This window comes from Moorena sp. SIO3E8 (assembly GCF_010692445.1).
Classification (GTDB): domain Bacteria; phylum Cyanobacteriota; class Cyanobacteriia; order Cyanobacteriales; family Coleofasciculaceae; genus Moorena; species Moorena bouillonii.
Map to the genome: position 1 here is coordinate 1 of NZ_JAAHHM010000033.1, position 23354 is coordinate 23354.

Consider the following 23354-nt stretch of genomic DNA (forward strand, 5'->3'; position numbering starts at 1 on the left):
AAGTCTCATTTGCTACATCCAAGCCCCCGTTGGTCCCCCAATTCTGGGGGACTTTTACAAGCAAATGGACTCTTGTTCCCCCCAAAGTTGGGGGGTTAGGGGGGCAAAATTCAGTATAAAAAAACTTGGGAGATATCCTCTAAAGCGCACCTAAGCGGTCTTGGGGTTTTCCGCCATGAGCGACTGCCGTGGTCTTGAACGTGATAGGTGATGTCGTTCAGTTGGGTTCGAGCTTTGGGCTTGCTCCGTTTCTGATAGTCGGTTTTCGACACCACAGTGCAGGTCTCCAGTCGATGCCAGGGTAAGCGCTGTTCAAATTGATCGAGACCAGCCCATGCATCTGACTCACAGGTAAACTTTTGCACGCTCAATTTCTGTAGTTTGGTTTGCCAGTTGGGTGTTGCAATGGCTAAGTTTCTTTTGCAGTTGCTTGAGGTCAGACTCCTTGCGCTTCTGACTTTCCACCACAAACCAGTGTTGTTGCACTCCTGGGTATTTGCTAAACATTATCGGATCGGCGATAGCCTTCTATTCCTTTCTCAGTTAATTCTGATTGTGAGACTTTAAAGTGCGGAATATCGGCAAAATGGTTAATCTTTCAAGAACATTAAAAATACTTACATTTTCCCGATTTCCAAGAAACCAGTCGTTAGGCTTGATATATAGAGCAACAATTCATTCAAAAAACGCGATCGCATACACCCATGCTATTTAACCTAGCCAACCTCCCCTACTGGATCTTTTTGGGTATGGGAGTTCTACTGTTTCTGTTAGTCATTGTTTCCGGTGGCGGAGACGATGACATTGATATAGATGCAGATGTAGATCTGGATGTGGATCTGGATGTAGATGCAGATGTCGGTACTGATACAGATAGTGATGCCGATGGTGATTTAGGCGGTATCCAGATTCTAGGATGGCTAGGTATCGGCAAAGCCCCCCTAATTTTGCTCCTGGCCACAGACTGTAGTCTTTTGGGACTTTTCGGCTGGATGTTCAATGTCATGATTGGTGGTGTTACTGGCAGTATTCCCACTGGGTTTTTGGCAGGGGTGGTATCAGTAATGTCATTATTCCTGACCCTAGTTACCGGAGGATTCATCTCTCGACCGATAGGAAAAATTTTCGCTTCCTTTGGAGAAGATACCAGTAGCGATCGCTTTATTGGCTGTCACGGTACAGTTTCCTCTGCCACCCTTCCCAAGGAAAACCAAGGCAAAATCGGTCAAGTCGATGTTCTAGATCCAGCTCGTAATTTAGTTACAGTTAATGCCACCTTACCAACTTGGGCAACAGTTACTCCTAAACGGGGGAACAAAGTATTAGTGATTGACCGACACCATCATAACTATCTCGTGATCCTTAAAGATAGTGCTGATCAGCAAGCCTGGTTAGACAATGCTTATTAGTCAGCAAGGGCGCACAACCTGCTGTGATGTATATCATTTGCTCAAGATTATCAAAAATTTTCTGATCTTCCCTGATTAGTATATATAGCTCCATTTATCTTAAATCTATTTAGCCATGTCAAACTCATCGATGAATACAACAGTGCAAACTGTTCCGGTACAGTCATCTATCGGCCAGCTTCCTCCTGGAATTCTATTTTTCCCTGGTGTGATTGGAGGTCTGATTGTATTATTGCTATTAAGCATCTGGGCTTACACCAGAGTTTATGTCATCACCCCCAACAACGAAGCATTTTTGCGGACAGGTGGTGTTTTTGTCAAAAAGAAAACGGTTATTCTCAGTGGCGGGTGTGTGGTTTTGCCAGGATTTCATGAACTTACCCGTATCCCACTCAGAGAAATTTCTATTGATGTTGAGCGGACAGGTAACCTAGCAGTTCGGACCCAAGACTACCTGCGGGCTAATATGCGGGTAACTTTTTATGTCTGTATCAATGCCAATGAAGACGATGTGATTACTGCTGCCCAACGACTGTCTCGTGAAGGTAAAATTTCCCCCGAAGATATTAAAGAAGCTATCGAAAAACGGGCGGATGATGCGATTAGAGCAGCAGCCAAGAAAAAGAATTTGGCAGAAATTGATTCCGATAAATTAGGATTTGCTGATGAAGTGTTGAATTTGATTCAGCAAGACTTAAGGAAAGTCGGTTTAACCCTCAATAATATCGCTATTTCTGAGATAGAAGAGAGTGATACCTACGATACGAATAACTTCTTTGATGCCCAAGGAGTACGTCTGCGCACGGAAACCATTCAACAATCAATTCAGCAAAAAACTGAAGTTGAGCTAAATACCAAAGTTGCCATTGAAGAGAAAGAACTAAACGCTGAAAAGCAATCCCTACGCATTGCCCAAGAACAAGAAGAAGCGAAACTGGCACAAAAGCTTGAGGTTGAAGCCCTAAAAGCCCAGCGTGAGCGGGAAATCGAAGAAGCTAAAGCCACAGAAGCAGCCACAATTCAGCGGACTAAAATTTTACAGAATAAGTCTGTAGAAGAGGAAGAAATTCGCAAACTACTGGCCTTGCAGCAAAGCCAAATTGAAGCCGATATTACCCTAGAAGAACGGAATAAAGCCCTCAAGGTAGCCCAAACCCTGCAAAAACAAGAAGCGGAATTGGCAGAAATTAATCGTCAGAAAACCTTAGAAGAGGAAAAGATTCAACAACAGCTGGCAGTTCAAGCTAAGAAAATTCAGGCAGATATTGAATTAGAAGAACGGAATAAAGCCCTCAAGGTGGCACAAATCCTGCAAAAACAGGAAGCAGAAGTAGCAGAAGTTACTCGTCAGAAAACCGTCGATGCTGCTTTGCTTAATTCTCAGGTAGAATTGGCAGAAGCAGAACGAGAGTCAAAAATTGCTCAACAAGACGCTGCGATCGCAATTGCCGAAAAAGAACGCGATCGCTTCAATTCCGAAGCCGAACGAGCTCAAGCTGAAGCCGCTGTAGCCACCGCTACGGAAGTAGAAGAAGCCGAACGGCAACAACGCCTTTCTATCATTGCTGCTGAACAAGAAGCCGAACAAAGGCGGATTGGTGAGCAAAACGTGATTGAAATCGATGTATTCCGCCGCTCTCGTCAAGCTGAAGCAGCCAGACAAGCAGCAGAACTAGAAGCTGAGTCGATCCGCACCCTAGCAGAAGCAAATCGGGATAAAGCCTTGGCAGAGGCAGAAGGTAAACGATCCCTGATCGAAGCCGAAAATTCCATCAGCGATGCTCAGCTCAATGCTAAAATCATCACTACCATATGGCCAGAGTTAGCCCCTCAACTACCAGAAATTGCCAAAGCCTTGGCTCCCCAGCCAGGAATTTTGGGAGATACTCGGATTTACTCCTTCCCCGGTGTCAATGGCAATAATGGTAACGGAGCTAGCAGTGTAGGTGACATCAACAAACTGCTACTGTCTACCACTGGCTTATCAATGATTAATGGTTTGTTAGAGGAAGGCAAGCTAGGGGAGTTAATTAGTCAAATCCGCCAGATGATGAGTAACAACAGTAGCACAATCACCAGTAACACAATCAAACCAAAGGATAAGAAAACCCCGACCACCGATATCATCCCATCACGGGCAGCAGCAACCTCAAACCTTACCGAAAAAAACCACCTTAGCCACCCAAGCATCAAGAAACCTAAATCAGGGAAAGGCTGAATGCTTACGTATGAAGAATTCATAATTCATACTTCATGCTTCACAATTCATAGTTTCTTTGTATAGTTCGAGCAATCTTCGCTCCAATTTGATAACCTAGCTAAAATAATCTCGGAAGAAAAACAGCGTGGATATTCAAATTGGGCGAGGTAAGATAGCTCGCAGAGCCTACGGCATAGATGAAATTGCACTTGTTCCCGGACAGCGGACACTCGACCCCAGTTTGGCTGATACTCGCTGGCGTATTGGTGGTATTGAACGGGAAATTCCGATTATCGCCAGCGCTATGGATGGGGTGATTGATGTGTCCATGGCAGTCAAGTTGTCCCAAATTGGGGCAATGGGGGTTCTCAACTTAGAAGGGATTCAAACCCGTTATGCTGACCCATCACCGATTCTAGACCGCATTGCTTCGGTGGGAAATTCTGAGTTTGTTCCCCTGATGCAGGAACTTTATAGTTCACCGATTAAGCCAGAATTGATTACCCAGCGAATTCGGGAAATCAAAGACCAAGGTGGTATTGCAGCTGTGAGTCTGACCCCTGCTGGAGCCAGTAAATATAGTCAGGTAGTGGCAGAGGCTGGTGCTGATTTAATGTTTGTTCAAGCAACAGTCGTTTCAACAGCTCACCTGTCACCAGAGTCTATCAATCCCCTGGATTTGGGACAGTTTTGTCAGGATATGCCCATGCCAGTAATTTTGGGGAATTGCGTGACCTACGACGTTGCCCTCAATTTGATGAAAGTTGGGGCAACTGCTGTCTTGGTGGGTATTGGTCCTGGTGCTGCTTGTACCTCTCGGGGTGTCTTGGGTGTCGGTGTACCTCAGGCAACAGCAGTTGCAGATTGCGCTGCTGCCCGTGACGACTACTATCAGGAAACCGGTAACTATGTCCAAGTGATTGCTGATGGCGGTTTAATTACAGGAGGTGACATCTGTAAGTGTATTGCTTGTGGTGCTGATGGAGTGATGATTGGTTCTCCTTTTGCCCGTGCCAAAGAAGCTCCCGGACAAGGATTTCATTGGGGTATGGCAACCCCTTCGAGCGTGCTACCCCGTGGGACACGAATTAAAGTCGGCAGCACTGGCACACTTGAGCAAATTCTGACTGGACCAGCCCAAATGGATGATGGTACCCACAACCTTTTGGGAGCATTGAAAACCAGTATGGGAACCCTCGGAGCAAAAAACCTCAAGGAAATGCAACAAGTGGAAGTAGTGATTGCTCCTTCTCTGCTAACAGAAGGGAAAGTGTACCAGAAAGCTCAGCAGTTGGGTATGGGGAAATAATATAGTGTCCAGTTGAATACTTATCATTCTTGGTTGTTCATCAATTGAAAATTGAAACTTTAGCATTGACAATTACCAAATATTATGGTAATTCATAAATTGAACAGGTTTTTTAAAGGTTTCTAAAGTTCACGAACAACTGTTGTCAATAGTTAAAGCTAAATAGTTAAAGCTAAATAGTTAAAGCTAAATAGTTAAAGCGATGATTATAGATACTTATCGCGACCACCGCCAATCGTCAAAATTTTTCGACTGGCTTGGAAATTGCTGAAAAAAAATCAACGGTGACATACAATGGAAAAAGCGGAGACAAATGTTTCCGTTCACTCCTCACACCACACTCCGCCCGGACATAGTTCGGGCGGTTCCTTATTTTATATTGAAGGTTGAAAGTTGAAGGTTGAAGGTTGAAGGTTGAAGGTTGTTTGGTTGAAGGTTGTTTGGTTGTTCGCCTTTGGCGTTCGGTGTAGGGTAGGTTGAACGGCGTTGCTTAATAATGGAATGATTTTAAGAGTGTTTAGGTGCGCGCCTCCAAGGCCGGGTTCCCCGGCCTTGGGTCGCACCTGTGGAATAGGCATCTTGCCGTGGAATGGGCATCTTGTGTGGAATGGGCATCTTGCGTGGAACTGGCATCTTGCCAGTTTCATGCTTATTTTGGGGCGGGCAGGATGCCCACTCTACTCCTATTCATTCAAAGACTGACGCAACGCCGGTTGAACGCGATCGCGTGGCCGAAAAGCCAAGGTTGAACGCGATGGACGAAGTCCCGCTTTCAGCGAACGCGTGGCCGAAAAGCCAAGGTTGAGACGATAACCTGTAACCTGTAACCTGTAACCTGTAACCTTCAACCTATAACCTTCAACCTATAACCTTCAAGCTGTAACCTGTAACCTGTAACCTTCAAGCTGTAACCTTCAACCTGTAACCTGTAACCTAATAACCTGTAACCTGTAACTTGTAACCGCCTCACCTGTTCCGCCCTATGGGAGTGTCAACTTTTGCCCAAGATATTTAATCGGTGTTGTGACTATGGTAAAATTTCGTAGGTACGTAGCAAAAGTATTCGCAAGGATTTCCAGGCATGTCAAACGCCGCCCCAGTTACAGACTCGAGCTTTCAGGCAGAGGTACTTGAGAGCGACATCCCAGTATTGGTAGATTTTTGGGCACCTTGGTGCGGTCCCTGTCGGATGGTGTCTCCGGTTGTGGATGAGATAGCACAGCAGTACGAAGGTCAGGTGAAAGTCGTTAAGCTGAACACCGACGAAAATCCTAAGGTGGCAGGTGATTATGGTATCCGCAGTATACCAACCTTGATGATTTTCAAGGGAGGCCAACGAGTAGATATGGTGGTGGGTGCAGTCCCCAAAACTACCTTGGCTAATACTCTAGAAAAGCACCTCTAATGGCAAAAGGCTTGTAGGCAAAAGGGGACATGTAAAAGATTGCTTCCAACCTCCTCAGATCCTCAGCTATTCGTCACCAATCTTAAATTGACCAACGGACATCTGCAACTTCTGGGCAACCTCGACAGTTGTTCGTAGGGATTGAGAGACTTCGCCAGAAGAATGAGAGGTTTGTCGGGAGGTGGCAGCAATTTCCTGTATTAAGTCAGTAACGTCCCGAGATGTTTTGGCTTGGGAAACTGTGGCGTTAGAAATAGATTGGACTAACTGGTCAATCTCATGGGAGACGGCAACAATTTCTTCTAGGCTCTGTTTAGCCTTGAAAACCATTTGGGTTCCATCAACCACTTGTTTTTTTCCGTCTTCCATGGCTTTGACCACCTCTTGGGTTTCCTGCTGAATGGTGTCAATCACCTGTTCAATGTCTTTGATGGCATTGGCTGACTGGGTTGCTAGTCTACCCACTTGTTCCGCAACCACTCGGAACCCTTCTCCCTCTTCTCCCGCACGGCTCGCTTCAATCCCAGCATTGACTGACAGTAAATTAGTCTGTACGGCTATTTCCTGTACCAAGCCAACTACTTTAGCAATCTCCTTAGAGGATTCCCCTAGCAGCTTTACTTTGTTTGCTGTGTTGACTACAGTCTCTCGCAAATTTACAATAGTCACAACCGTGCTATCCATAGCTTGCCCACTAGTAAGGGCAGCGTTGGAGGCGATGTGAGAAACCTCTGCTGCTTGGCGGGCATTATTTGAGACGGCTTCAATCGAGTACATCATCTGCTCAATAGAGCTTAGTGTGTGGGTAATCTTATCTGACTGAGCCATTGCTTGCTGGGCGAATTTACCCACTGCCTGTTCATCAGCAGCAACAGCAGTATTAACTTGGGTCGAGGCAAGTTTGACCTGGATTACAATTTGCCGCAAACTTTCAATCAGCGCATTGAAGAAGTCTGCCACTGTACCAATTTCCCCCTCACCCACTTCTGCCCGGACTGTGAGGTCTCCCTTGGCAGCATTTTCCACATTATACAAGAGTTCCAATACTTGGTGCTGGAGTTCTTCTTTTTGCTGACGTTGCTCAATAGCATTTAACTCCGCCGCCCGGCGTGCTTGTTCGATTTGGTCAGAGGTTGATGCTGCTTTCTTTAGCGCTAAGTCCGCGTCTACTCGTGCTTGTTGTAACTGTTCAAACAGATCAGCTTGCTTGAGGGCAAAGCCAATCTGAATGGCCAATTGCTTTAATAAATCCGCCTCTTCTGGCTGCCAGTCCCGTGGCTCAGAACACTGGTGAGCACATAATAAACCGATCAGTTCCTCCTCATGCAAAATAGGCGCAACTATGTTGGCTTTGACCTGTAGCCGTTCGAGAATCTCACAGTGGCAGCCCGTTAAGCTAGCTTCATAGACGTTATGGCAAACCCAGACTCGCCCACTTTTGAAGCGATCCACAGACCCCTCCCGCAATGGATCATTTATAATTTTCCCCATGGCTTGAATCCAACCCGGTGCTACGGATTCCGCCATGATTGTTCCACTATCCCATCCTTCATTAAAGCTATAGATCACCACCCGGTCGGTTTGCAAGATGCTGCGAACTCCATCTACTGACGTACTGAGGATATTTTCTGATGTCACAGATTTATAAAGAAGGCTGGTAAACTCAGCCAATAACTGGGAGCGCTCCGCTATGGCTTGCTGGAGAAAAGCCTGTTGAGCGAGAGCTTCTTCCTTAGATACGATGTTGTCAGCAAGTTTATTGAAGGTATCTGCCAGTTGACCAAGTTCATCAGTAGCTATGACCTCAGCACGGGTTTCGCGATCGCCTGCGGCAAATTTATGGGTAGTCTGCTGTAGCATTTTAATCGGTTCAGCAATTGACCGCCCCAGCAGAATTGCCAAAAATACATCTGTTGCTAATGCCAAGAACACAACGGACCCTTGTAGCAGTAGGCTACCTGTAAGAAAAGCATTCAGGTCAGATTCGCTAGTCCCCCGCACTAATACTGCCACCGGTTCTCCCTGAGAATCCATTAGAGCTTTTGCTGCCATGGTGTAGGTTTGGTTTCCTACCTTCTGACGGTCGGTAACTAACTCGTCTACTTTACCAACATTAACGACTTTCTCAAGTAGGGATGGATTAGGTAAGGGAATATCAGATTGGGCTTGCTCCCAATTGGCAGCTTTACCTTGGTCTAAGGCTGTTACTAAGGTAAATTCTCCCGAAGGCTGACGCAAATAAACAGCACTGTAGCCTCCATTAAAGGTTTTCAGGGTTTCCTTGACAATGGGTTTCTTGCCATTAACAATATCCCCAGAAATCAAAGCACCAATCACCTCGTCAGTTTTTGGGTCTATTACTGGTGTGACCGTGTAACGAATTAGGGCACCTTGCTTTACAGTTTCTTGGTTCGCCAACCCCTCAGGTAAAGGGGGTGATTCTTTTTTCAATTCTTGCCAGCTTACAATTTGATTGGCTGTAATTTGCTTAGATTGCTTGAGGACTTGACTAACCAGGTTATTGGGATCAAACCTTTCTCCTTTCCGGTCAGCATTAGCATTAACAATAATTCGTAAATCTTTGTCCACCAGAGTGGCATATTCAATCTGGTGAGCCTTAACTTCATTCTGGAGAATTTGCTTAACTTGTCCCTCTAGTGATTTGGACAATAACTTATTTCTACTATGGGCAAGAGCAGCTTCAATAATAGCAGTATTTTCCGATTGACCACGGAAACCAAACCCCATTTGGTTGATTTTAATGTTGTAGTTGATTTCTGTAACAGCCAATTCTGACTGAGCTTGTCCACGTAATTGAGCTCTTCCTCCAAATATAATTAATATTGCTCCTACACCCATCAGTGCAGCCACAGAGATTACTTCGGAGGAAAACAAACCAACAATTTGCTTACTCCTAACTGGTAAGTTATAAAACCATTGTAGGCGTGATTTTTTGCTTTTTTGAGAGGAAGAAATTCTGAGGGTAGTCGTTGGCTTGATTACCGGGCGCAATTGTATACCTGTCATTATTGAGTAACTATTCAACTAGAATAATATAGATTTTTTTTAATATATTAAAATATAATATAGCCGATATTATATTAATCATTAATCAGGTACAGACAATTATTTTCCCCCTGTTCCCTAAAATCCAAAACTTGTGTACTTTACCTATTTTTTTGAATATTTTTGGCTCTTCCGTACTTGTTATGCTAAATTAACACTTTCTTGATGCAGTCGCTCATGGGGGAAACCACGGCAGTCGCTCATGGGGGGAACCCCCAAGACCGCGCTGCCTCCCCAAGACCGCGCTGCATCGCTTGGCAAAGGGAGCAGGGAGCAGGGAGTAGGGAGCAGTGGAAAGAGGCAGTATTTAGAAATTATTGTTAATTAAATAGCATCATTTACCTTGTAGAGTAAGCTTTCTGATTTTTTTTACTTGAAATGAGCGCATAGCAGGTACTGAAGAACCATATTTTTTAAATGCTAGCATTATTATGACAGGAGTGTTTTATCTGTCATTTCTATATAAAAAAAACAATAATAATAGCAAGCCAGCTATTAGAATAACCGAAATAACTTACTCTGAAGTAAATCTATTTTTAGGTATTAATTTTTTTGATTTATTTTTTTGATTTTTTTTAATATATAAACTCTTTAAAAGATTAGGGTATAATTAGTCTTACTACTCCTAGGACTCAACTGATGAATCAAACCACAGCCAACTTAACAATGTCTACTAGCTGCTGTTTAGAAAAAGGTTTGGTGAGATAGGCATCAGCGCCTTGTTTCATACCCCAGAGACGGTCGATGTCCTGATTTTTAGAAGAACAAATAACAATGGGAATGCTAGTGGTATCCCGATGGTTCTTCAGGCTGCGGCACAACTCGAAGCCACTCATTCCTGGCATAACTATATCTAGAACTATAACATCAGGTTTTTCCGTTACTGCCTTATCCAAAGCATCTTTAGCATCGGCAATACAAATAACTGTGTTACCACTGTCCCGTAGGTATCTAGCCATTAACTCTAACTGAGCCAGGTTATCTTCCACAATCAAAACTTTACTCATAGTTCAATTAATTGGTTGGTGTTTAACACTATAATATAATCATGAACTTGTTGACTGTTGACTATTGGTTTACTATTGACTGTTGACTTTCCAATAGGGTCAACTCAACAAAAAACGTTCAATTCAATAAACTTTTCATTGACCTAGTAAAAACTAAAACTTTAATAAAACTTTAATAAAACTTTAATAATTAATACGGATAATTAGAACGGTTCGAGCTTACTGCTATGGACTTAATCCAAAGACAGTAGTAGAGTTAGTTGACTGGTGCATACATAATAAAATAACCCCAAGACTAACGGATTAGTGTTAGCTACCGTCAACTGAGGAATTGCTGAAAATTTATACATATGCACTTGACAAGCTAAAGAAGCGCTATAGAAATGCACGAAATTCGCGCTCTTTAAATTAAAACATATGTCTTAGTTAAATATATCCAAAAAATTTTAGCTTGTCCACGGAGCTGATAAGATACAATACCACGGGAATGACTAAAATGCTCATGACTGGTATATCTGCTACATCAACTCCACGGGACATCCACCGACAGCAATTTCCGGCATTAGCCCACAAAGCCTATTTCAATTTTGGGGGCCAAGGGACTCTGCCTCTGGTATCTCTAAATGCTATCCAACAAGCCTATGAGTATCTGCAGCGCTATGGCCCATTCTCGGGTAAAGTCAATGACTGGGTTACCGAGGAATCCCACAAAACTAGAAGTGCGATCGCATCAGAGTTGGGGACATCAGCAGAAACGATCACAATAACAGAAAATGTTACTGTTGGCTGCAATATTGCGATGTGGGGGATTGATTGGCAACCGGGTGATCACATCCTGATGAGTGATTGTGAACACCAAGGCATTATCGCTACTGCCCAGGAAATTTCCCGTCGCTATCAGGTAGAGGTATCTACTTGTCCAATTATGGCAACTCTAAATCAGGGAGACCCCACTAAAACTATTGAGCAATACTTACGACCTCAGACGCGATTAGTGGTATTGAGTCATTTACTGTGGAATACCGGTCAAGTATTGCCACTCAAGGATATTACTCAAGTCTGTCACAACTACGATCAGAGTAGCCAATTGGTGAGGGTTCTAGTGGATGCAGCTCAGTCAGTAGGTTCTTTGCCCTTAAATCTAACCGAACTGGAGGCAGATTTCTATGCCTTTACCGGTCACAAGTGGTGGTGTGGCCCAGCAGGAGTTGGAGGTCTCTATGTCAGTCCAGATGCCAAGAGCAGCCTCAATCCCACATTTATTGGTTGGCGGGGGATTATTCTGGATAAAGCTGGGAAACCTGTGGCTTGGCAACCAGATGGACAAAGATTTGAAGTGGCTACCTCGGCTTATCCCCTGTATGGAGGATTACGTAGTGCGATCGCAATTCATCAGCAATGGGGAACTGCTGAGGAACGTTATCAGCAAATTTGTCAATTGAGTGAATACCTATGGCAAGGCTTATCCAAGTTGGAAGCAGTCAGGTGTTTGGCTACTTCACCTCCCAAAGCTGGTCTGGTGTCCTTTGTGTTGACTAATGGCAAGCGCCATAACACGTTAGTAGAGTTTCTGGAGCAGCAAGGCTTTTTGCTACGAACTCTCCGGGACCCAGACTGTGTCCGTGCCTGTGTTCACTACTTCACCCAGCCGGATGAAATTGATAGGTTGATTGAGGCCATTGATGGGTTTAGTTTTGATAATTAATCAGAAAAGCTTAAGTCAAAGCTTAAGTCAAAGCTTAAGTCAAAGTTTAAGTAAAGATGCACCCCATTAGATAGTCATGGCCTACGATTCACACACATTTCATACTTTTAATAATGAAGGGTTAGTGTTTGCGATCGCATTTGCACTTAGGTTTGTTTTGTATTAGTTGATGTCTTTTTTCGTTGACGATTGACCGATTGACGGTTAAGGGGTGACGGTTCACTGTCTTGATGCAGTCGCTCATGGGGGAAACCCCCAAGACCGCGCTGCATCGCTGTCAACCCTTAATATCATCTCAGGATAATTAGCCTTAATAAAAATCTCCCCCATCTCCCCACACCTCCCACCCTCTAACTCAATCCGCGCCGAGGCTCCATACTTTTATTATGGGTATTAAACCGGACTTGATATTACACTCCTACTTACTTCCTCTGGCCTATCCCGGAGCAAATCCATAATTTCCTCAGTGTAGTGATGGAATTCAGGATGACGCTTGATTTTGTAAGTGCGCTCACCCTGTAACTCAATCCGCAATTCCCGTTGAATTGTACCAGGTCGTGCTGTCAGCACATAAATCCTTTGAGACAAAAACACTGCCTCTTCTACATCATGGGTAATCATTAATATAGTGCAACCCGTCCGCTGCCAAACCTCAAGCAAAAACTGTTGCATGGTTTCCTTAGTTTGTACATCAAGTGCGCCAAAGGGTTCATCCATCAGCAGGATTTTAGGATGACAGGCTAGAGCTCTTGCGATCGCAACCCGTTGTTTCATGCCCCCAGATAATTCTTTCGGATAGGACTTAGCAAACCCAGACAGCCCAACCACATCTAAATAATAACCAGCCTGTTCTCGGCGTTTTTGCTTTGGGACACCTTGCAGCTTTAAGCCAAACTCCACATTATGGATCACATTCATCCAAGGGTATAGGGTATATCGTTGGAAAACCATGCCTCGCTCTGAACTAGGTCCAGTCACCGTCAAACCATCAACCGTAATTTCTCCAGCTGTAGGCATATCTAAACCAGCTATCAGACGCAACAGGGTAGACTTACCCGAACCAGATGCACCCACAGCACAGACCAATTCCCCTGTCTCAACATGCATATTAATATCCTTTAGGGCAACAATAGTACCTTGTTTCGTGGGAAATTGTTTGTAAAGGTGATAAATTTCTAAGTGCATGGTTTTTTATTATTAGTGATATTGGTAATTCGGTATTGGGTATTGAGTATTCGGTATATTGAGTATTGGGTATTAGGTATTGTAATTCTCAATTTTCCTGCAAGCCTTTTCCCTTTTGCTTGTGATTACGTAAGCATATGCTGTTCGCTTAGCGTGGGCTTCGACGCTGGGAAGTAGCCCATTAGCTGACAGCTTACCTTCAACCTTCAACCTTCAACCTTCAACCTTCAACCTTCAACCTTCAACCTTCAACCTTCAACCTTCAACCTTCAACCTTCAACCTTCAACCTTGGCCTTTCGGCCACGCTACGCGAACAACCGTTAACAAAAAATCTAATCAATCGCCCATTTACAGGTAAGTCTGAGCAGCAATCGGAAGGATAAATCAATGGCAAATCCGATTAATCCTAGAATAATCAAGCAGGCAAATATTTCATCGGTTTTGAGAAATTTTTGTGCTAGCAAAATTCGTTTACCTAGTCCCACTTTTGCTGCGACCAATTCTGCTACAATCACTAAATTCCAAGATGCTGCCATGTTGACTCGAAATGCATCAATAATATTGGGAATCACATAGGGAGTAATCACCTCTAATAGGACTTGTCTTCTTAGTCCTCCCAAAGTGTAGGTGCTTTCAATTAAATCCTTGGGAACAAACTTTACTGCATCCATAATCATTAAGGTATTGAAAAAGACAGTACCGATAAAAATAAGTGCAATTTTCGGTGCTTCATCAATACCTAGATAGATAATGAATAGAGGGATAAATGCCGGAGCTGGCATATAGCGAACAATACCAATTATTGGTTCTGTTAACCCTCGGATACTGGCAAATGCTCCCATGGAAATCCCCAAGGGAATGGAAATAAGTGCTGCTAACAGAAAGCCAGCAAAAACTCTGAGAATGCTAGCAACAGTATCTTGAATAAGAAAGCCTTGTTGCCACAAACGGATAACGGCTTTCCCCACGTCAATCGGTGACGGGAGGAAGACGGAATCAAGGCCAGCAAAACTTGAGATGAGCCACCAAACAACAAACGGAATAGTAACTGATAGGATAATTAAGATCCAGTTTAAGGATTTGGGAATATCCTCAGCAATGCGCCAAAAAACGGTAGGCTTTAGAGATCTGGTTGTCTGGGAACTATTCATTAAAGAGTCTAAGAAATGTGGTGGGTGCGTTAACGACGTGTAACGCACCGGTTTAATTAGATGGGTTATTAATGACTAAGAACGACCTGCGGCATAGGCTTTGACAAACTGGTCATCAAGTATCTTATCTAAATCAGGAACTTTTTGAATAAATCCCACATCCAGCATAAACTGAGACATTTTTTTAGCGGCAAACGGCATATGCTTCATACTATTACCAGGGCTAAATGCCTCTAGGTTTTCTTCCAGGGTAAATATTCGAGTTCCTTCTTTAAACTGTTGAAATTCCTCAACGCTAACATTAGCGCGTTCCGCCAGCAGTTCATCGGCTTTCTTGGGATTAGTTTTCATAAACTCCAGGATATCAAACCAAGTCTTTACTAGAGCTTGAACTTGGCCAGGACGTTCATCAATCAGCTTTTGAGTAACTACAAGTAAGTCAGGGATTGCCCCAGGAAATGCTTTGGAACTAATTAATTCTTTACTTCCCTTTCGTTTTAGGGCAGTGAGCCAAAAGGGAGGAAATGCACCCACGGCATCTACTTTACCCGCTGCAAATGCTGCTGCTGCTGCCCCAGTTTCTAAGGGGACAATTTCCACATCTTTTCTGGACATTCCCTCTTCTTCTAGGGCTAAGCTAAGCAAGAAGTCATCTACAACTCCCTCTTCTATTGCTACCTTTTTTCCTTTCAAGTCTTTCAGGGAATTAATTTCTGCTGTGACAATAATTTTGTCATTGCCAGCAGAGTTATCATTGACCAGAACCGCTACTTCACCATTAACCGCATCAGCAGCAAAAGATATCGTATCATTAAGAGTTTGGCAATTAGCATCCAGTTTTCCTGCTGCCAAAGCTTCCATGGATTCTAGGTAGCCATCAAACCATTTTAGTTGTACATTAACACCATTGGCTTCAAATAAACCTTCTTTTTCCGCAATGTACCACGGCCACCAACCAGGCCAACTGCTGTATCCCATAACAATGGGAGTAGAATCTTTAACGGCTTGGGAGTTATCTGAGGGTTTGGTGTTTGGGGACTGGTTGCAGCTAATAGCTAGGACTAAACTAAGTAGAAATACAGCACATAGGGATAGTAATTTGGGAATTTTCATTAAAAATTGCGGCAGTATAACACACCTACATTCCTAGAGTTAGGTGGGAATGAATGCTGCACCTCCAACTAATGGTTTACAGATTAATCCGACACTGGGTTCAAGTAACCGTTTTTTCTGGGCAGAAAATTTTCCAAGTCTTTTCCAGTTAACATCTGACCCAGACACCGATCATCCTACCATCCACACTTACCTTTCAGGAGTATTAGATTTGACATGGTAGATGACTGCTAACGTTACACCGTCCATTGCCTGGTTGGCTGGGATCTGCTTATTTTTGTCAGCTTTATCTTTGTATAGCCTGATGTTCTAAGGTTAGAGGTTTCCCCAGAAGTGTTTAATCCAGCTATCAAAGTTTACCAAAATTGCTAATGTCTGTCTATCGTTGTTGTGAACAGAGCAAGAATTAGGATAAAGATGCTAAAAACTGTAGTTAAAGATACCAAGTTAATCTAAAACTAGTTCATCCGAAGTTCCCTGATCTAAAGTTAAACACTTCTGCATCCCACCTTGAGTGGGAAGGAATCCAATCAATCATTATATAGAGTGGAAAGATCAGAATTTATAAGAATTTGTGGGGTCTTTTTTTAACGCTTCCCTTGCGCCTTAACTTGCATCCTAACCCTATAAGCTCATAGGTCTGGTGTGGGGAATTCTAGTTCTTCTAGTTTCTAGTTTGGGTAAAATGCAATCAGCTAGGTCTAACTAAGGGGAATCACCATGCTAAAGTATGACCCATTACAATATCTTCCTACTTCCGAGGAGTTACCCTCTTCTGATAACACCCCTGTGGATAACGAACTGCAAGATTTAATTCCCCACTTGCTCAAAGGGATCTTATCCTTAATCTGGCAACAGCGCTATGACTGGTTTTTTGGAATTGATATGGGCTACTATTACCACCCTAACCAGAGCGCCATAGTTCCTGACGCTTTCTTAAGTTTAGGAGTAGACCGGCGGAAAATTCGTCCCAAGGGTCGTCAAGGACGTTTAAGTTATGTGCTTTGGGAAGAAAACAACACCGTGCCAATTCTAGCCATCGAAAATGTCTCTCAAACCTACAATGGCGAGTACGACCAGAAAAAATTAGACTATGCCGAATTAGGATTCCTATATTATGTAATTTATGATGGCGACAGTTATTATCCACGCAAAGGGGAGCCCTTTGAGGTTCATCGCTTGGTAGATGGGGTGTATGTGCGTCAAAGCGGGAATCCAGTGTGGATGCCAGAAATTGGTTTGGGAATTGGTACAGAGTTAGGAAGTTATCAGGATTGGAGTCGGGAATGGCTTTATTGGTATGACCTTAACGGGAAACGGTATCCCTCCCCAGAGGAAAGAACTGAACAGGCTGAGCTGGAAGCAGCTCAAGAACGTCAACGGGCTATTCAAGCTGAGCAACGGGCTGCGGAAGCTGAACAGAACCTTGATGCTTTGAAAGCTCAACTAAAACAGCTGGGGATTAATCCTGAAGATTTTATGAATCGTTAGCTGGAAGAAGCAGCTAGTAATACCAAAATCCCCTTGATAATCTACTCTACAATCTAGTCCTTGAGATGCAGACGAAAATTTTTATAGCCACAACAACTGACCCACCCGATGTCTCAACCCAAAGTCTTCATAACTCGCCGCCTTCCTGATACCAGACTCGAACAACTCCACCAAATCGCCAATGTGGAAATCTGGCCAGAGCGTCAACCGCCTCCCTACGAGGTATTGCTGAACAAAGTCAAAGAAATCGATGGCTTACTGTGCCTACTCACAGATTCCATTGACCAACAAATCATCGAAGCTGCACCATCCCTCAAGGTAATCAGCCAATTAGCAGTAGGTTACGATAACATTGATATCTCAGCTGCCACCATCCGGGGTATCCCCATTGGTCATACTCCTGGTGTCCTGACTGAGGCTACAGCTGATTTAGCCTGGACGTTACTAATGGCAACAGCACGGCGAGTGATTGAAGCAGATAAATTTGTACGTGCTGGTCATTGGCAGACTTGGGAACCTACTTTATTGCTAGGACCAAACATCAGCGGTGCTACTTTAGGAATTGTTGGCTTTGGACGCATTGGTCAAGCTGTTGCTCGTCGTGGGCGAGGGTTTGATATGGAAATTCTTTATTACAGTCGGCATCGACGGGACTCAGAATTAGAAAAATCTTTGGGTGTAAAGTATGCTGAATTCGACGTGCTCCTAAGGGAATCAGACTTTATTACCATTCACACTGCTCTGTCTGAAGAAACCTACCATTTATTTAGTACTCCCCAGTTTGAGCTGATGAAATCCTCAGCGATCATGATCAACACCGCACGAGGAGCAATCGTAGATCCAGAAGCATTGTACCAAGCTCTGAGCAATGGTCAAATCGCTGCTGCTGCTCTGGACGTAACTAAACCAGAACCTATTCCCATGGATAGTCCCTTGTTGACCTTGGATAATCTGATCATTACTCCTCACATTGGCAGTGCAACTTATCAAACGCGATCGCAAATGGCTACGATGGCGGTGAATAATCTTATTGCTGGACTTTTGGGTAAGCCATTACCCTATTGTGTGAATCCACAAGTGTATTAGAATAATTCCGTTTCCTTGATTTCTAGGGTCTGTCTGCAAACTACTCGATCAAGAAAAGTAACGGGTAAGACAGTTGTAATTTATCATTGCTTGCCTTACTTCCCCTGCCTCCCTTGCCTTCGCTGCACCGCTACACCAAGGGTTTTTAGACCCAAGCAGACATGCCCTAGCTTTTAGCCAACTCCCTGAGATCGAACTCAAGTAAAAGAAATCTGTAGGTTTATCATTTCATAACCTATTGGTGAGAAGTTTAAAAAATACCATAGCTTTCATCTCCAACCTGGGAATGTAGGCTATAAGTCGCTGATTAAGATGTTTAGAAAACTTCTCGGGAGTGCAAATGACTGAAAATTCTTCTGAAAACCCCTTGTTTGAAAGCCCAGGCAGTAACAGTTCAAATTCTTCTGAGGCAGAACGTGCCCTGGAGCGTGAAGCTCAACTACCATTGACGGGATGGCAGCAGGAGGTGTCAAGGGGGCTCGAATACGGGCTGGAAGCGGCAGAGAGTATTAGCGATCGCACTATTCCCACCTTTTCCCGTGGTGAACTACCTCACTACGCTGGCATCAATACCTTCCTCAAAGCGCCCTATCTCGAAGATGTTCGCCAGGTTGAGTCATACGATGTAGCCATTGTCGGGGTTCCCCACGACTCGGGAACCACCTATCGCCCCGGAACCCGCTTTGGTCCCCAAGGCATTCGCCGCATTTCTGCCTTGTACACCCCTTACAACTTTGAGTTGGGGATTGACCTGCGAGAGCAAATTACCCTCTGTGACGTGGGAGATATTTTCACCATTCCAGCTAACAACGAAAAGTCATTTGACCAGATTTCTAGAGGCATTGCTCACATCTTCAGCTCTGGAGCGTTTCCCATCATTTTGGGAGGGGATCATTCCATCGGATTTCCTACGGTTCGGGGTATTTGTCGGCACTTAGGGGACAAGAAAGTTGGCATTATCCACTTTGATCGCCATGTAGATACCCAGGAAACCGACCTGGATGAGCGGATGCACACCTGCCCTTGGTTTCATGCCACTAACATGAGGAATGCTCCAGCCAAGAACTTAGTGCAACTGGGCATTGGCGGTTGGCAAGTACCTCGCCAGGGAGTCAAAGTTTGCCGGGAGCGGGCAAGTAATATCCTGACAGTAACCGATATCACTGAAATGGGATTGGACGCAGCAGTAGAGTTTGCCCTCGAACGGGCACTAGACGGTACCGACTGCATTTATATCAGCTTCGATATTGACTGTATCGATGCTGGTTTTGTTCCTGGTACAGGGTGGCCCGAACCGGGCGGACTCCTCCCCCGGGAAGCTCTGTATCTACTGGGCAAGATTGTTCAGAAAGCTCCTGTTTGCGGTTTGGAAGTAGTGGAAGTCTCGCCGCCCTATGACATCAGCGACATCACTGCCCTGATGGCAACTCGCGTCATCTGTGACACAATGGCGCACCTAGTGCTATCCGGTCAACTGCCGCGCCAGGAAAAACCCTCCTACATTCATCCAGAAGCGCAGCCGGAATTAGTAGATTGGACTTGAAGGTGGATTTCAACAATGCATGAGACTGACATGACCAAGGCACTAATTGTGACCTTACGCAATTGGTGGGAAGCACAGCCAGAACGACCCAAAATTTCCTGCGTTCATCTGACAGTAGGCCAGTTCACTGGTGTCGAACCTGTGAGTTTGGAATTGGCCTTTAAAGCTCAAATTCCCAACACCTTTTTGTCTGGTGCCAAACTGGTGATTCAGGAAACTCCCTTAATTGCCTTTTGCCATCACTGTCAACAAGACTATCGACCTGAGATTGATAGTCAATACGCTTGCCGAGAATGTAAATCACCGATGGAAGACATTCGCTCTGGGCGAGAATTAAAGATTGACCGCCTTGAATACTGTGGCTCTGCTGTTGAACCCAATGCACCACAGCTTTGATGCAGCTCTGGAAATTAACCTGCTCCATGGAAGAAAGGCGTTGACCACAATCGCACCCAGGGCAAACCCATCTTTGAGTTGACAAATCGACTATTTTATGAGCTATACCAATAATATCAAGTCTGGTTGAATACCCATAATTAAGGGGCCCGGGCGCGGGGAGGGTGGGGAGGGTGGGAAGTGTGGGGAGATGGGGAGATGGGGAGATGGGGAGATGGGGGAGATTTTTATTAAGGGTAATTATCCTGACATGATGTCAGAGGACAATTATATGTCTACATGTAAAGTTATATTACGAAATGTAACATTGATGAGCGCGTTTATAAATGAGATGTAAACGTAAGAGGTCTTTTTTTATTGAACAATAAAACTCCGGATCTGTTTCCCCTCTTGCCTTTTGCCTCTTGCCTCTTGCCTCTTGGCCTTTGGGAGTATGTTCACAACTCAAATATAAACGCGCTTAGTGCAGTCTATTGACTTTTAACTGACAATAATTAAGAATTTATTAAAGAAGCTCAAAAATACTTCATCATACGGTAAAGACTATGAAACTTACTTATCGCGGCGTTAGCTACGAATACCATCCCAAGAAAATTACCACCACAGAAGTTAACTGTACTGGCAAGTACCGAGGACTGAATTGTGGATTGGGTAGTGGCTATGTCTTACTAGCTGGCCAAGACAAAGTCAACCTAAAATATCGTGGTATTTCTTATGGCATTGCTGATTCTGGGTATGATTCCGGTGCTGATTCTGGGTATGATTCCGGTTCCGGTCGCCCCCCAATTTGGGAAGGAACAAAACTCTTAAAGTCCCCGGTAGTGAATCAGCAAAGTGTGGGATAAGCAAGGGAGTCATTCCAACTCCAAGGGGCGATCGCTAATCGCTAACAGGTGCATCTCATTAAAGCTAACTACTCAGAGCAAAAAGTAGAGCTTGTTGAGAAAGATGTAAATCACAAGCCCCATCAAGTTAATGGTATATGTATATTGCAAGCCGTTGTAGACAGCGACCAGCAAAAATTAGGGCTTGAAAAGATTGAGATAAATTACAACCCCTTGAAGTATTAAGTAGATGGCAATCCAGGCGGATCGCGACCAATCGTCAGGTGGGCAGTGCCTACCAACGGGCTTTGTCAGCTGATTTGATCCGTATTAAGCACTGCCCACCTGACAGGAACTAGTCATAAACCAGTGATTAATCGTAGTAATAAACCAGTGATTAATCGTAGGGTGGGCAGTGCCTACCAACGGGCTTTGTCAGCTGATCTGATCGGTATTAAGCACTGCCCACCTGACATGAACTAGTAATAAACCAGTGATTAATCGTAAGGTGGGCAGTGCCTACCAAGGTGCTTTGTCAGCTGATTTGATCTGTATTAAGCACTGCCCACCCTACATGAACTTCTCTGTTCCCTGTTCCCTGTTCCCTATTCCCTAAAACCCAAAAATTTGTACCTGACCGAATTGAAAACCGCTGTCAATTCATCCTAATATCATGTCGGTTTAAATGCACATAATTAAGCGACCTCGTCCGTGAGGAGCCAGTCATAGAAGGTTAACCCCCGAATCAACTCTTGTTGTTGGAGTAGCCTCTGACAGCGTTGATAGACCAACTCCTCAACTTCAGCCATCGAGTCTTAGGCTTGATTTACTAATGGCTCATTCACGCTCCGGCCATAATCGTTCAGCAGGTTGCAACTCTGGAGAATAAGGAGGCAGGTGCAGTAAGTGAATGCCTTCGGGTACCTTCAGCTTGTCAGTAGTATGCCAACCCGCTTGGTCGAGAGGTAAAATCACCCGCTTATTTTTGCCAAGTTTGAAGTGCTCAGCAAAGTCCTTGAGCACCCGATTAAACAACTCGGTGTTGACATAGGGTAAAAGCCACCAGTAGGTTTCTCCGCTGTGAGGTTGGACAAATGCATATAACCATAGCCACTCTCGCTTCCAGTTAACCCGAGCAATGGCTGTTTCCCCCAACTCGACCCAGACTCGTCGCATCACCGGTTGTAAGCCAATGCGGTGCTCATCTTGACACCAAATTTCGACGTCGGCGTCGTGATATTGCATCTGTACTCGATTCACCTCGTCCCTCAACTTTTTTTTCCAAACTTCTTGCTCGTGTTCATCACTGTGTTGATGCTGAGGGCTCCGAACTCGCAGCCGAAACTCCATCTGTTTGAGATATTTCCACCCCTGCTGCCGACTCACAGGCTTTCCCAGAACCTGACTCAGGTAGTCCGCCACTTTGCGTCCATTCCACAATCCACCATCGGGGGCTACCCCTCGAATCGCTTGCAGCAGATGGGCTTGTTGAACATCATCAAGTTTGGGTAAGGCACCTCGATTATGGCGCCGTAAATCCCCTAATGCCTCATTACCCAAGTGGTTGTAACTGCGAACCAACTCATAAATCCAGCTACGGCTGTAACCTGTTACAGCCGCCACCTCCTCGCTCTTGTTGCCTTTGGCTAATAACCAAAGGATTTGGTAATGTGAGCGTTCCGTTACCGTTTTGGCTTGGCGATAACCTTGCTCCAATTCATCAATAGTTAGGTGGGGGCTAATAGTAAGGCGTTTAGGCATGAGTAAAACATAGTAGATGCTACCTTCTATATTATGTGCATTTAAGCTGACATGATATAAGGATTAGAAGGGTAATTAAAAGGCGATCGCTTACAGCTCGTAGCGATCGCCTTTTGGTATTTGTTACTAAAGTTTGACAAAGTTTATAACAATCAATACTTTGAGGTTAATAATTTGTATTTTGGGCAGATGATCAAGGAATTTTTGCTTTGCTGAATTGAAGTATGAATGCGCGATCATTTGATTTTGATAAAGCCCTCTAAATCCACCAAATTTGGGGGGCTAGGAGGGCAAAATCATACCATCATTAAGCAACGCCAATAATCTCATGGCTGGACAATAGGGTAAGCGATTACCCTATTGTGTGAATCCACAGGTGTATTAAAATAAATCAGTTTCCTTTGAAAAAAACTCCTATAGAAAAAGATTTCGAGGAAATGAATTCGAGGTAAAACCTCTTCTAGCACTTCAAAACAAAATATCCCAACTTATCAACTATGTATACTATGATCGCCATCATAATTTCCTGGTGTGGGATATGGGGGTTACTTTGGGACATACCTATTCAACCTTTTTGGCGATCACTAATGACAATCTTTCTAGGCTTCTTCCTGCTCTATATTGATGATTTAAAATTGGACGAACTAAACTAGACTAACTAAACTAGACTAACTAAGTAGTAGAACACAATTATAAATGCTA

General features: G+C 44.2%; 23 protein-coding genes and 1 pseudogene. 14 read left to right on the plus strand and 10 right to left on the minus strand.

Annotated features, from left to right (window positions below):
* Window positions 1-110: 110 nt before the first annotated feature.
* Window positions 111-365 carry a hypothetical protein gene (locus tag F6K46_RS16295; protein ID WP_293062717.1) on the minus strand — a complete coding sequence of 85 codons (255 nt, stop codon included), beginning with the start codon at window positions 363-365 and terminating at the stop codon, window positions 111-113.
* A complete protein-coding gene (locus F6K46_RS16300; protein WP_293062719.1) occupies window positions 346-507 on the minus strand; it encodes a hypothetical protein in 162 nt (53 codons plus the stop codon). Before F6K46_RS16300 ends, F6K46_RS16295 begins: the two co-directional genes overlap by 20 nt.
* Before the next feature lie 197 nt (window positions 508-704).
* Here F6K46_RS16300 and F6K46_RS16305 point away from each other — a divergent pair, with 197 nt between their 5' ends.
* From F6K46_RS16305 to F6K46_RS16315, 3 genes are all read left to right on the plus strand, one after another.
* The gene (locus F6K46_RS16305) at window positions 705-1409 is read left to right on the plus strand and encodes an OB-fold-containig protein (protein ID WP_293062721.1); all 705 of its coding nucleotides are present in this window, start codon (window positions 705-707) and stop codon (window positions 1407-1409) included.
* 115 nt (window positions 1410-1524) lie between these two features.
* Complete coding sequence (locus F6K46_RS16310) at window positions 1525-3627, plus strand: SPFH domain-containing protein (protein ID WP_293062723.1); 2103 nt, start codon at window positions 1525-1527, stop codon at window positions 3625-3627.
* Between the two features lie 127 nt (window positions 3628-3754).
* Window positions 3755-4918, plus strand: coding sequence for a GuaB3 family IMP dehydrogenase-related protein (locus F6K46_RS16315; protein ID WP_075896321.1), 1164 nt, complete (start codon window positions 3755-3757; stop codon window positions 4916-4918).
* A gap of 374 nt (window positions 4919-5292) precedes the next feature.
* On the opposite strand, the gene F6K46_RS16320 is transcribed toward F6K46_RS16315, so the two are convergent.
* Window positions 5293-5496, minus strand: a complete 204-nt coding sequence (locus F6K46_RS16320) for a hypothetical protein (protein WP_143727444.1) — start codon at window positions 5494-5496, stop codon at window positions 5293-5295.
* Window positions 5497-5502: 6 nt separating this feature from the next.
* Here F6K46_RS16320 and F6K46_RS16325 point away from each other — a divergent pair, with 6 nt between their 5' ends.
* Entirely contained in the window at window positions 5503-5667 is a 165-nt protein-coding gene (locus F6K46_RS16325; RefSeq protein WP_293062725.1) for a hypothetical protein, read from the plus strand.
* Between the two features lie 332 nt (window positions 5668-5999).
* Window positions 6000-6323 (plus strand): thioredoxin, encoded by a 324-nt coding sequence (gene trxA, locus F6K46_RS16330; protein ID WP_293062727.1) that lies wholly within the window; start codon window positions 6000-6002, stop codon window positions 6321-6323.
* A 66-nt stretch (window positions 6324-6389) separates the two neighbouring features.
* On the opposite strand, the gene F6K46_RS16335 is transcribed toward trxA, so the two are convergent.
* On the minus strand, window positions 6390-9350 hold the full coding sequence (locus F6K46_RS16335; RefSeq protein WP_293062734.1) for a methyl-accepting chemotaxis protein: 2961 nt from the start codon (window positions 9348-9350) through the stop codon (window positions 6390-6392).
* 204 nt (window positions 9351-9554) lie between these two features.
* On the opposite strand from F6K46_RS16335, the gene F6K46_RS16340 reads away from it, so the two are divergent.
* Complete coding sequence (locus tag F6K46_RS16340; protein WP_293062736.1) at window positions 9555-9713, plus strand: hypothetical protein; 159 nt, start codon at window positions 9555-9557, stop codon at window positions 9711-9713.
* Window positions 9714-10033: 320 nt separating this feature from the next.
* Here the strand turns inward: F6K46_RS16340 and F6K46_RS16345 are convergent, their stop codons facing one another.
* Entirely contained in the window at window positions 10034-10396 is a 363-nt protein-coding gene (locus F6K46_RS16345) for a response regulator (protein WP_070391006.1), read from the minus strand.
* Window positions 10397-10883: 487 nt separating this feature from the next.
* On the opposite strand from F6K46_RS16345, the gene F6K46_RS16350 reads away from it, so the two are divergent.
* Complete coding sequence (locus F6K46_RS16350) at window positions 10884-12101, plus strand: aminotransferase class V-fold PLP-dependent enzyme (RefSeq protein WP_293062738.1); 1218 nt, start codon at window positions 10884-10886, stop codon at window positions 12099-12101.
* A 146-nt stretch (window positions 12102-12247) separates the two neighbouring features.
* Here F6K46_RS16350 and F6K46_RS16355 read toward each other — a convergent pair whose 3' ends face one another.
* From F6K46_RS16355 to F6K46_RS16370, 4 genes are all read right to left on the minus strand, one after another.
* On the minus strand, window positions 12248-12373 hold the full coding sequence (locus tag F6K46_RS16355) for a hypothetical protein (protein WP_293062740.1): 126 nt from the start codon (window positions 12371-12373) through the stop codon (window positions 12248-12250).
* Between the two features lie 121 nt (window positions 12374-12494).
* Window positions 12495-13286, minus strand: a complete 792-nt coding sequence (locus F6K46_RS16360) for an ABC transporter ATP-binding protein (protein WP_293024826.1) — start codon at window positions 13284-13286, stop codon at window positions 12495-12497.
* A gap of 333 nt (window positions 13287-13619) precedes the next feature.
* Window positions 13620-14438 (minus strand): ABC transporter permease, encoded by an 819-nt coding sequence (locus F6K46_RS16365; RefSeq protein ID WP_293062742.1) that lies wholly within the window; start codon window positions 14436-14438, stop codon window positions 13620-13622.
* A gap of 75 nt (window positions 14439-14513) precedes the next feature.
* Entirely contained in the window at window positions 14514-15551 is a 1038-nt protein-coding gene (locus F6K46_RS16370; protein ID WP_293062744.1) for an ABC transporter substrate-binding protein, read from the minus strand.
* A gap of 49 nt (window positions 15552-15600) precedes the next feature.
* Here F6K46_RS16370 and F6K46_RS16375 point away from each other — a divergent pair, with 49 nt between their 5' ends.
* The 7 genes from F6K46_RS16375 to F6K46_RS16405 all read left to right on the plus strand — a co-directional run bounded on the left by F6K46_RS16375 (window position 15601) and on the right by F6K46_RS16405 (window position 21507).
* A complete protein-coding gene (locus F6K46_RS16375) occupies window positions 15601-15774 on the plus strand; it encodes a hypothetical protein (RefSeq protein ID WP_293062746.1) in 174 nt (57 codons plus the stop codon).
* A gap of 497 nt (window positions 15775-16271) precedes the next feature.
* Window positions 16272-17042: a Uma2 family endonuclease gene (locus F6K46_RS16380; protein ID WP_293062748.1), complete on the plus strand. Its 771-nt coding sequence runs from the start codon at window positions 16272-16274 to the stop codon at window positions 17040-17042.
* Window positions 17043-17150: 108 nt separating this feature from the next.
* Window positions 17151-18128, plus strand: coding sequence for a D-glycerate dehydrogenase (locus F6K46_RS16385; RefSeq protein ID WP_293062752.1), 978 nt, complete (start codon window positions 17151-17153; stop codon window positions 18126-18128).
* Between the two features lie 340 nt (window positions 18129-18468).
* Complete coding sequence (locus tag F6K46_RS16390; protein ID WP_293062754.1) at window positions 18469-19671, plus strand: agmatinase family protein; 1203 nt, start codon at window positions 18469-18471, stop codon at window positions 19669-19671.
* A 15-nt stretch (window positions 19672-19686) separates the two neighbouring features.
* Window positions 19687-20067 (plus strand): hydrogenase maturation nickel metallochaperone HypA, encoded by a 381-nt coding sequence (gene hypA, locus F6K46_RS16395; RefSeq protein ID WP_293062756.1) that lies wholly within the window; start codon window positions 19687-19689, stop codon window positions 20065-20067.
* Window positions 20068-20612: 545 nt separating this feature from the next.
* Window positions 20613-20912: a DUF4278 domain-containing protein gene (locus F6K46_RS16400; protein WP_293062758.1), complete on the plus strand. Its 300-nt coding sequence runs from the start codon at window positions 20613-20615 to the stop codon at window positions 20910-20912.
* 472 nt (window positions 20913-21384) lie between these two features.
* Window positions 21385-21507 carry a hypothetical protein gene (locus F6K46_RS16405; protein WP_293062760.1) on the plus strand — a complete coding sequence of 41 codons (123 nt, stop codon included), beginning with the start codon at window positions 21385-21387 and terminating at the stop codon, window positions 21505-21507.
* Between the two features lie 79 nt (window positions 21508-21586).
* On the opposite strand, the pseudogene F6K46_RS16410 reads toward F6K46_RS16405, so the two are convergent.
* Window positions 21587-22652, minus strand: a pseudogene (locus F6K46_RS16410) (IS630 family transposase).
* Window positions 22653-23354 lie beyond the last annotated feature (702 nt).

Excerpts from the sequence above, each read along its gene's own strand:
- F6K46_RS16300 (WP_293062719.1), bottom strand. The coding sequence starts at position 507 with ATGTTTAGCAAATACCCAGGAGTGCAACAACACTGGTTTGTGGTGGAA.
- F6K46_RS16305 (WP_293062721.1), top strand. The coding sequence starts at position 705 with ATGCTATTTAACCTAGCCAACCTCCCCTACTGGATCTTTTTGGGTATG.
- F6K46_RS16310 (WP_293062723.1), top strand. The coding sequence starts at position 1,525 with ATGTCAAACTCATCGATGAATACAACAGTGCAAACTGTTCCGGTACAG.
- F6K46_RS16320 (WP_143727444.1), bottom strand. The coding sequence starts at position 5,496 with ATGCCTATTCCACAGGTGCGACCCAAGGCCGGGGAACCCGGCCTTGGA.
- trxA (WP_293062727.1), top strand. The coding sequence starts at position 6,000 with ATGTCAAACGCCGCCCCAGTTACAGACTCGAGCTTTCAGGCAGAGGTA.
- F6K46_RS16335 (WP_293062734.1), bottom strand. The coding sequence starts at position 9,350 with ATGACAGGTATACAATTGCGCCCGGTAATCAAGCCAACGACTACCCTC.
- F6K46_RS16340 (WP_293062736.1), top strand. The coding sequence starts at position 9,555 with ATGCAGTCGCTCATGGGGGAAACCACGGCAGTCGCTCATGGGGGGAAC.
- F6K46_RS16345 (WP_070391006.1), bottom strand. The coding sequence starts at position 10,396 with ATGAGTAAAGTTTTGATTGTGGAAGATAACCTGGCTCAGTTAGAGTTA.
- F6K46_RS16350 (WP_293062738.1), top strand. The coding sequence starts at position 10,884 with ATGACTAAAATGCTCATGACTGGTATATCTGCTACATCAACTCCACGG.
- F6K46_RS16355 (WP_293062740.1), bottom strand. The coding sequence starts at position 12,373 with ATGCAGCGCGGTCTTGGGGGTTTCCCCCATGAGCGACTGCATCAAGAC.
- F6K46_RS16360 (WP_293024826.1), bottom strand. The coding sequence starts at position 13,286 with ATGCACTTAGAAATTTATCACCTTTACAAACAATTTCCCACGAAACAA.
- F6K46_RS16365 (WP_293062742.1), bottom strand. The coding sequence starts at position 14,438 with ATGAATAGTTCCCAGACAACCAGATCTCTAAAGCCTACCGTTTTTTGG.
- F6K46_RS16370 (WP_293062744.1), bottom strand. The coding sequence starts at position 15,551 with ATGAAAATTCCCAAATTACTATCCCTATGTGCTGTATTTCTACTTAGT.
- F6K46_RS16375 (WP_293062746.1), top strand. The coding sequence starts at position 15,601 with ATGAATGCTGCACCTCCAACTAATGGTTTACAGATTAATCCGACACTG.
- F6K46_RS16380 (WP_293062748.1), top strand. The coding sequence starts at position 16,272 with ATGCTAAAGTATGACCCATTACAATATCTTCCTACTTCCGAGGAGTTA.
- F6K46_RS16385 (WP_293062752.1), top strand. The coding sequence starts at position 17,151 with ATGTCTCAACCCAAAGTCTTCATAACTCGCCGCCTTCCTGATACCAGA.
- F6K46_RS16390 (WP_293062754.1), top strand. The coding sequence starts at position 18,469 with ATGACTGAAAATTCTTCTGAAAACCCCTTGTTTGAAAGCCCAGGCAGT.
- hypA (WP_293062756.1), top strand. The coding sequence starts at position 19,687 with ATGCATGAGACTGACATGACCAAGGCACTAATTGTGACCTTACGCAAT.
- F6K46_RS16400 (WP_293062758.1), top strand. The coding sequence starts at position 20,613 with ATGAAACTTACTTATCGCGGCGTTAGCTACGAATACCATCCCAAGAAA.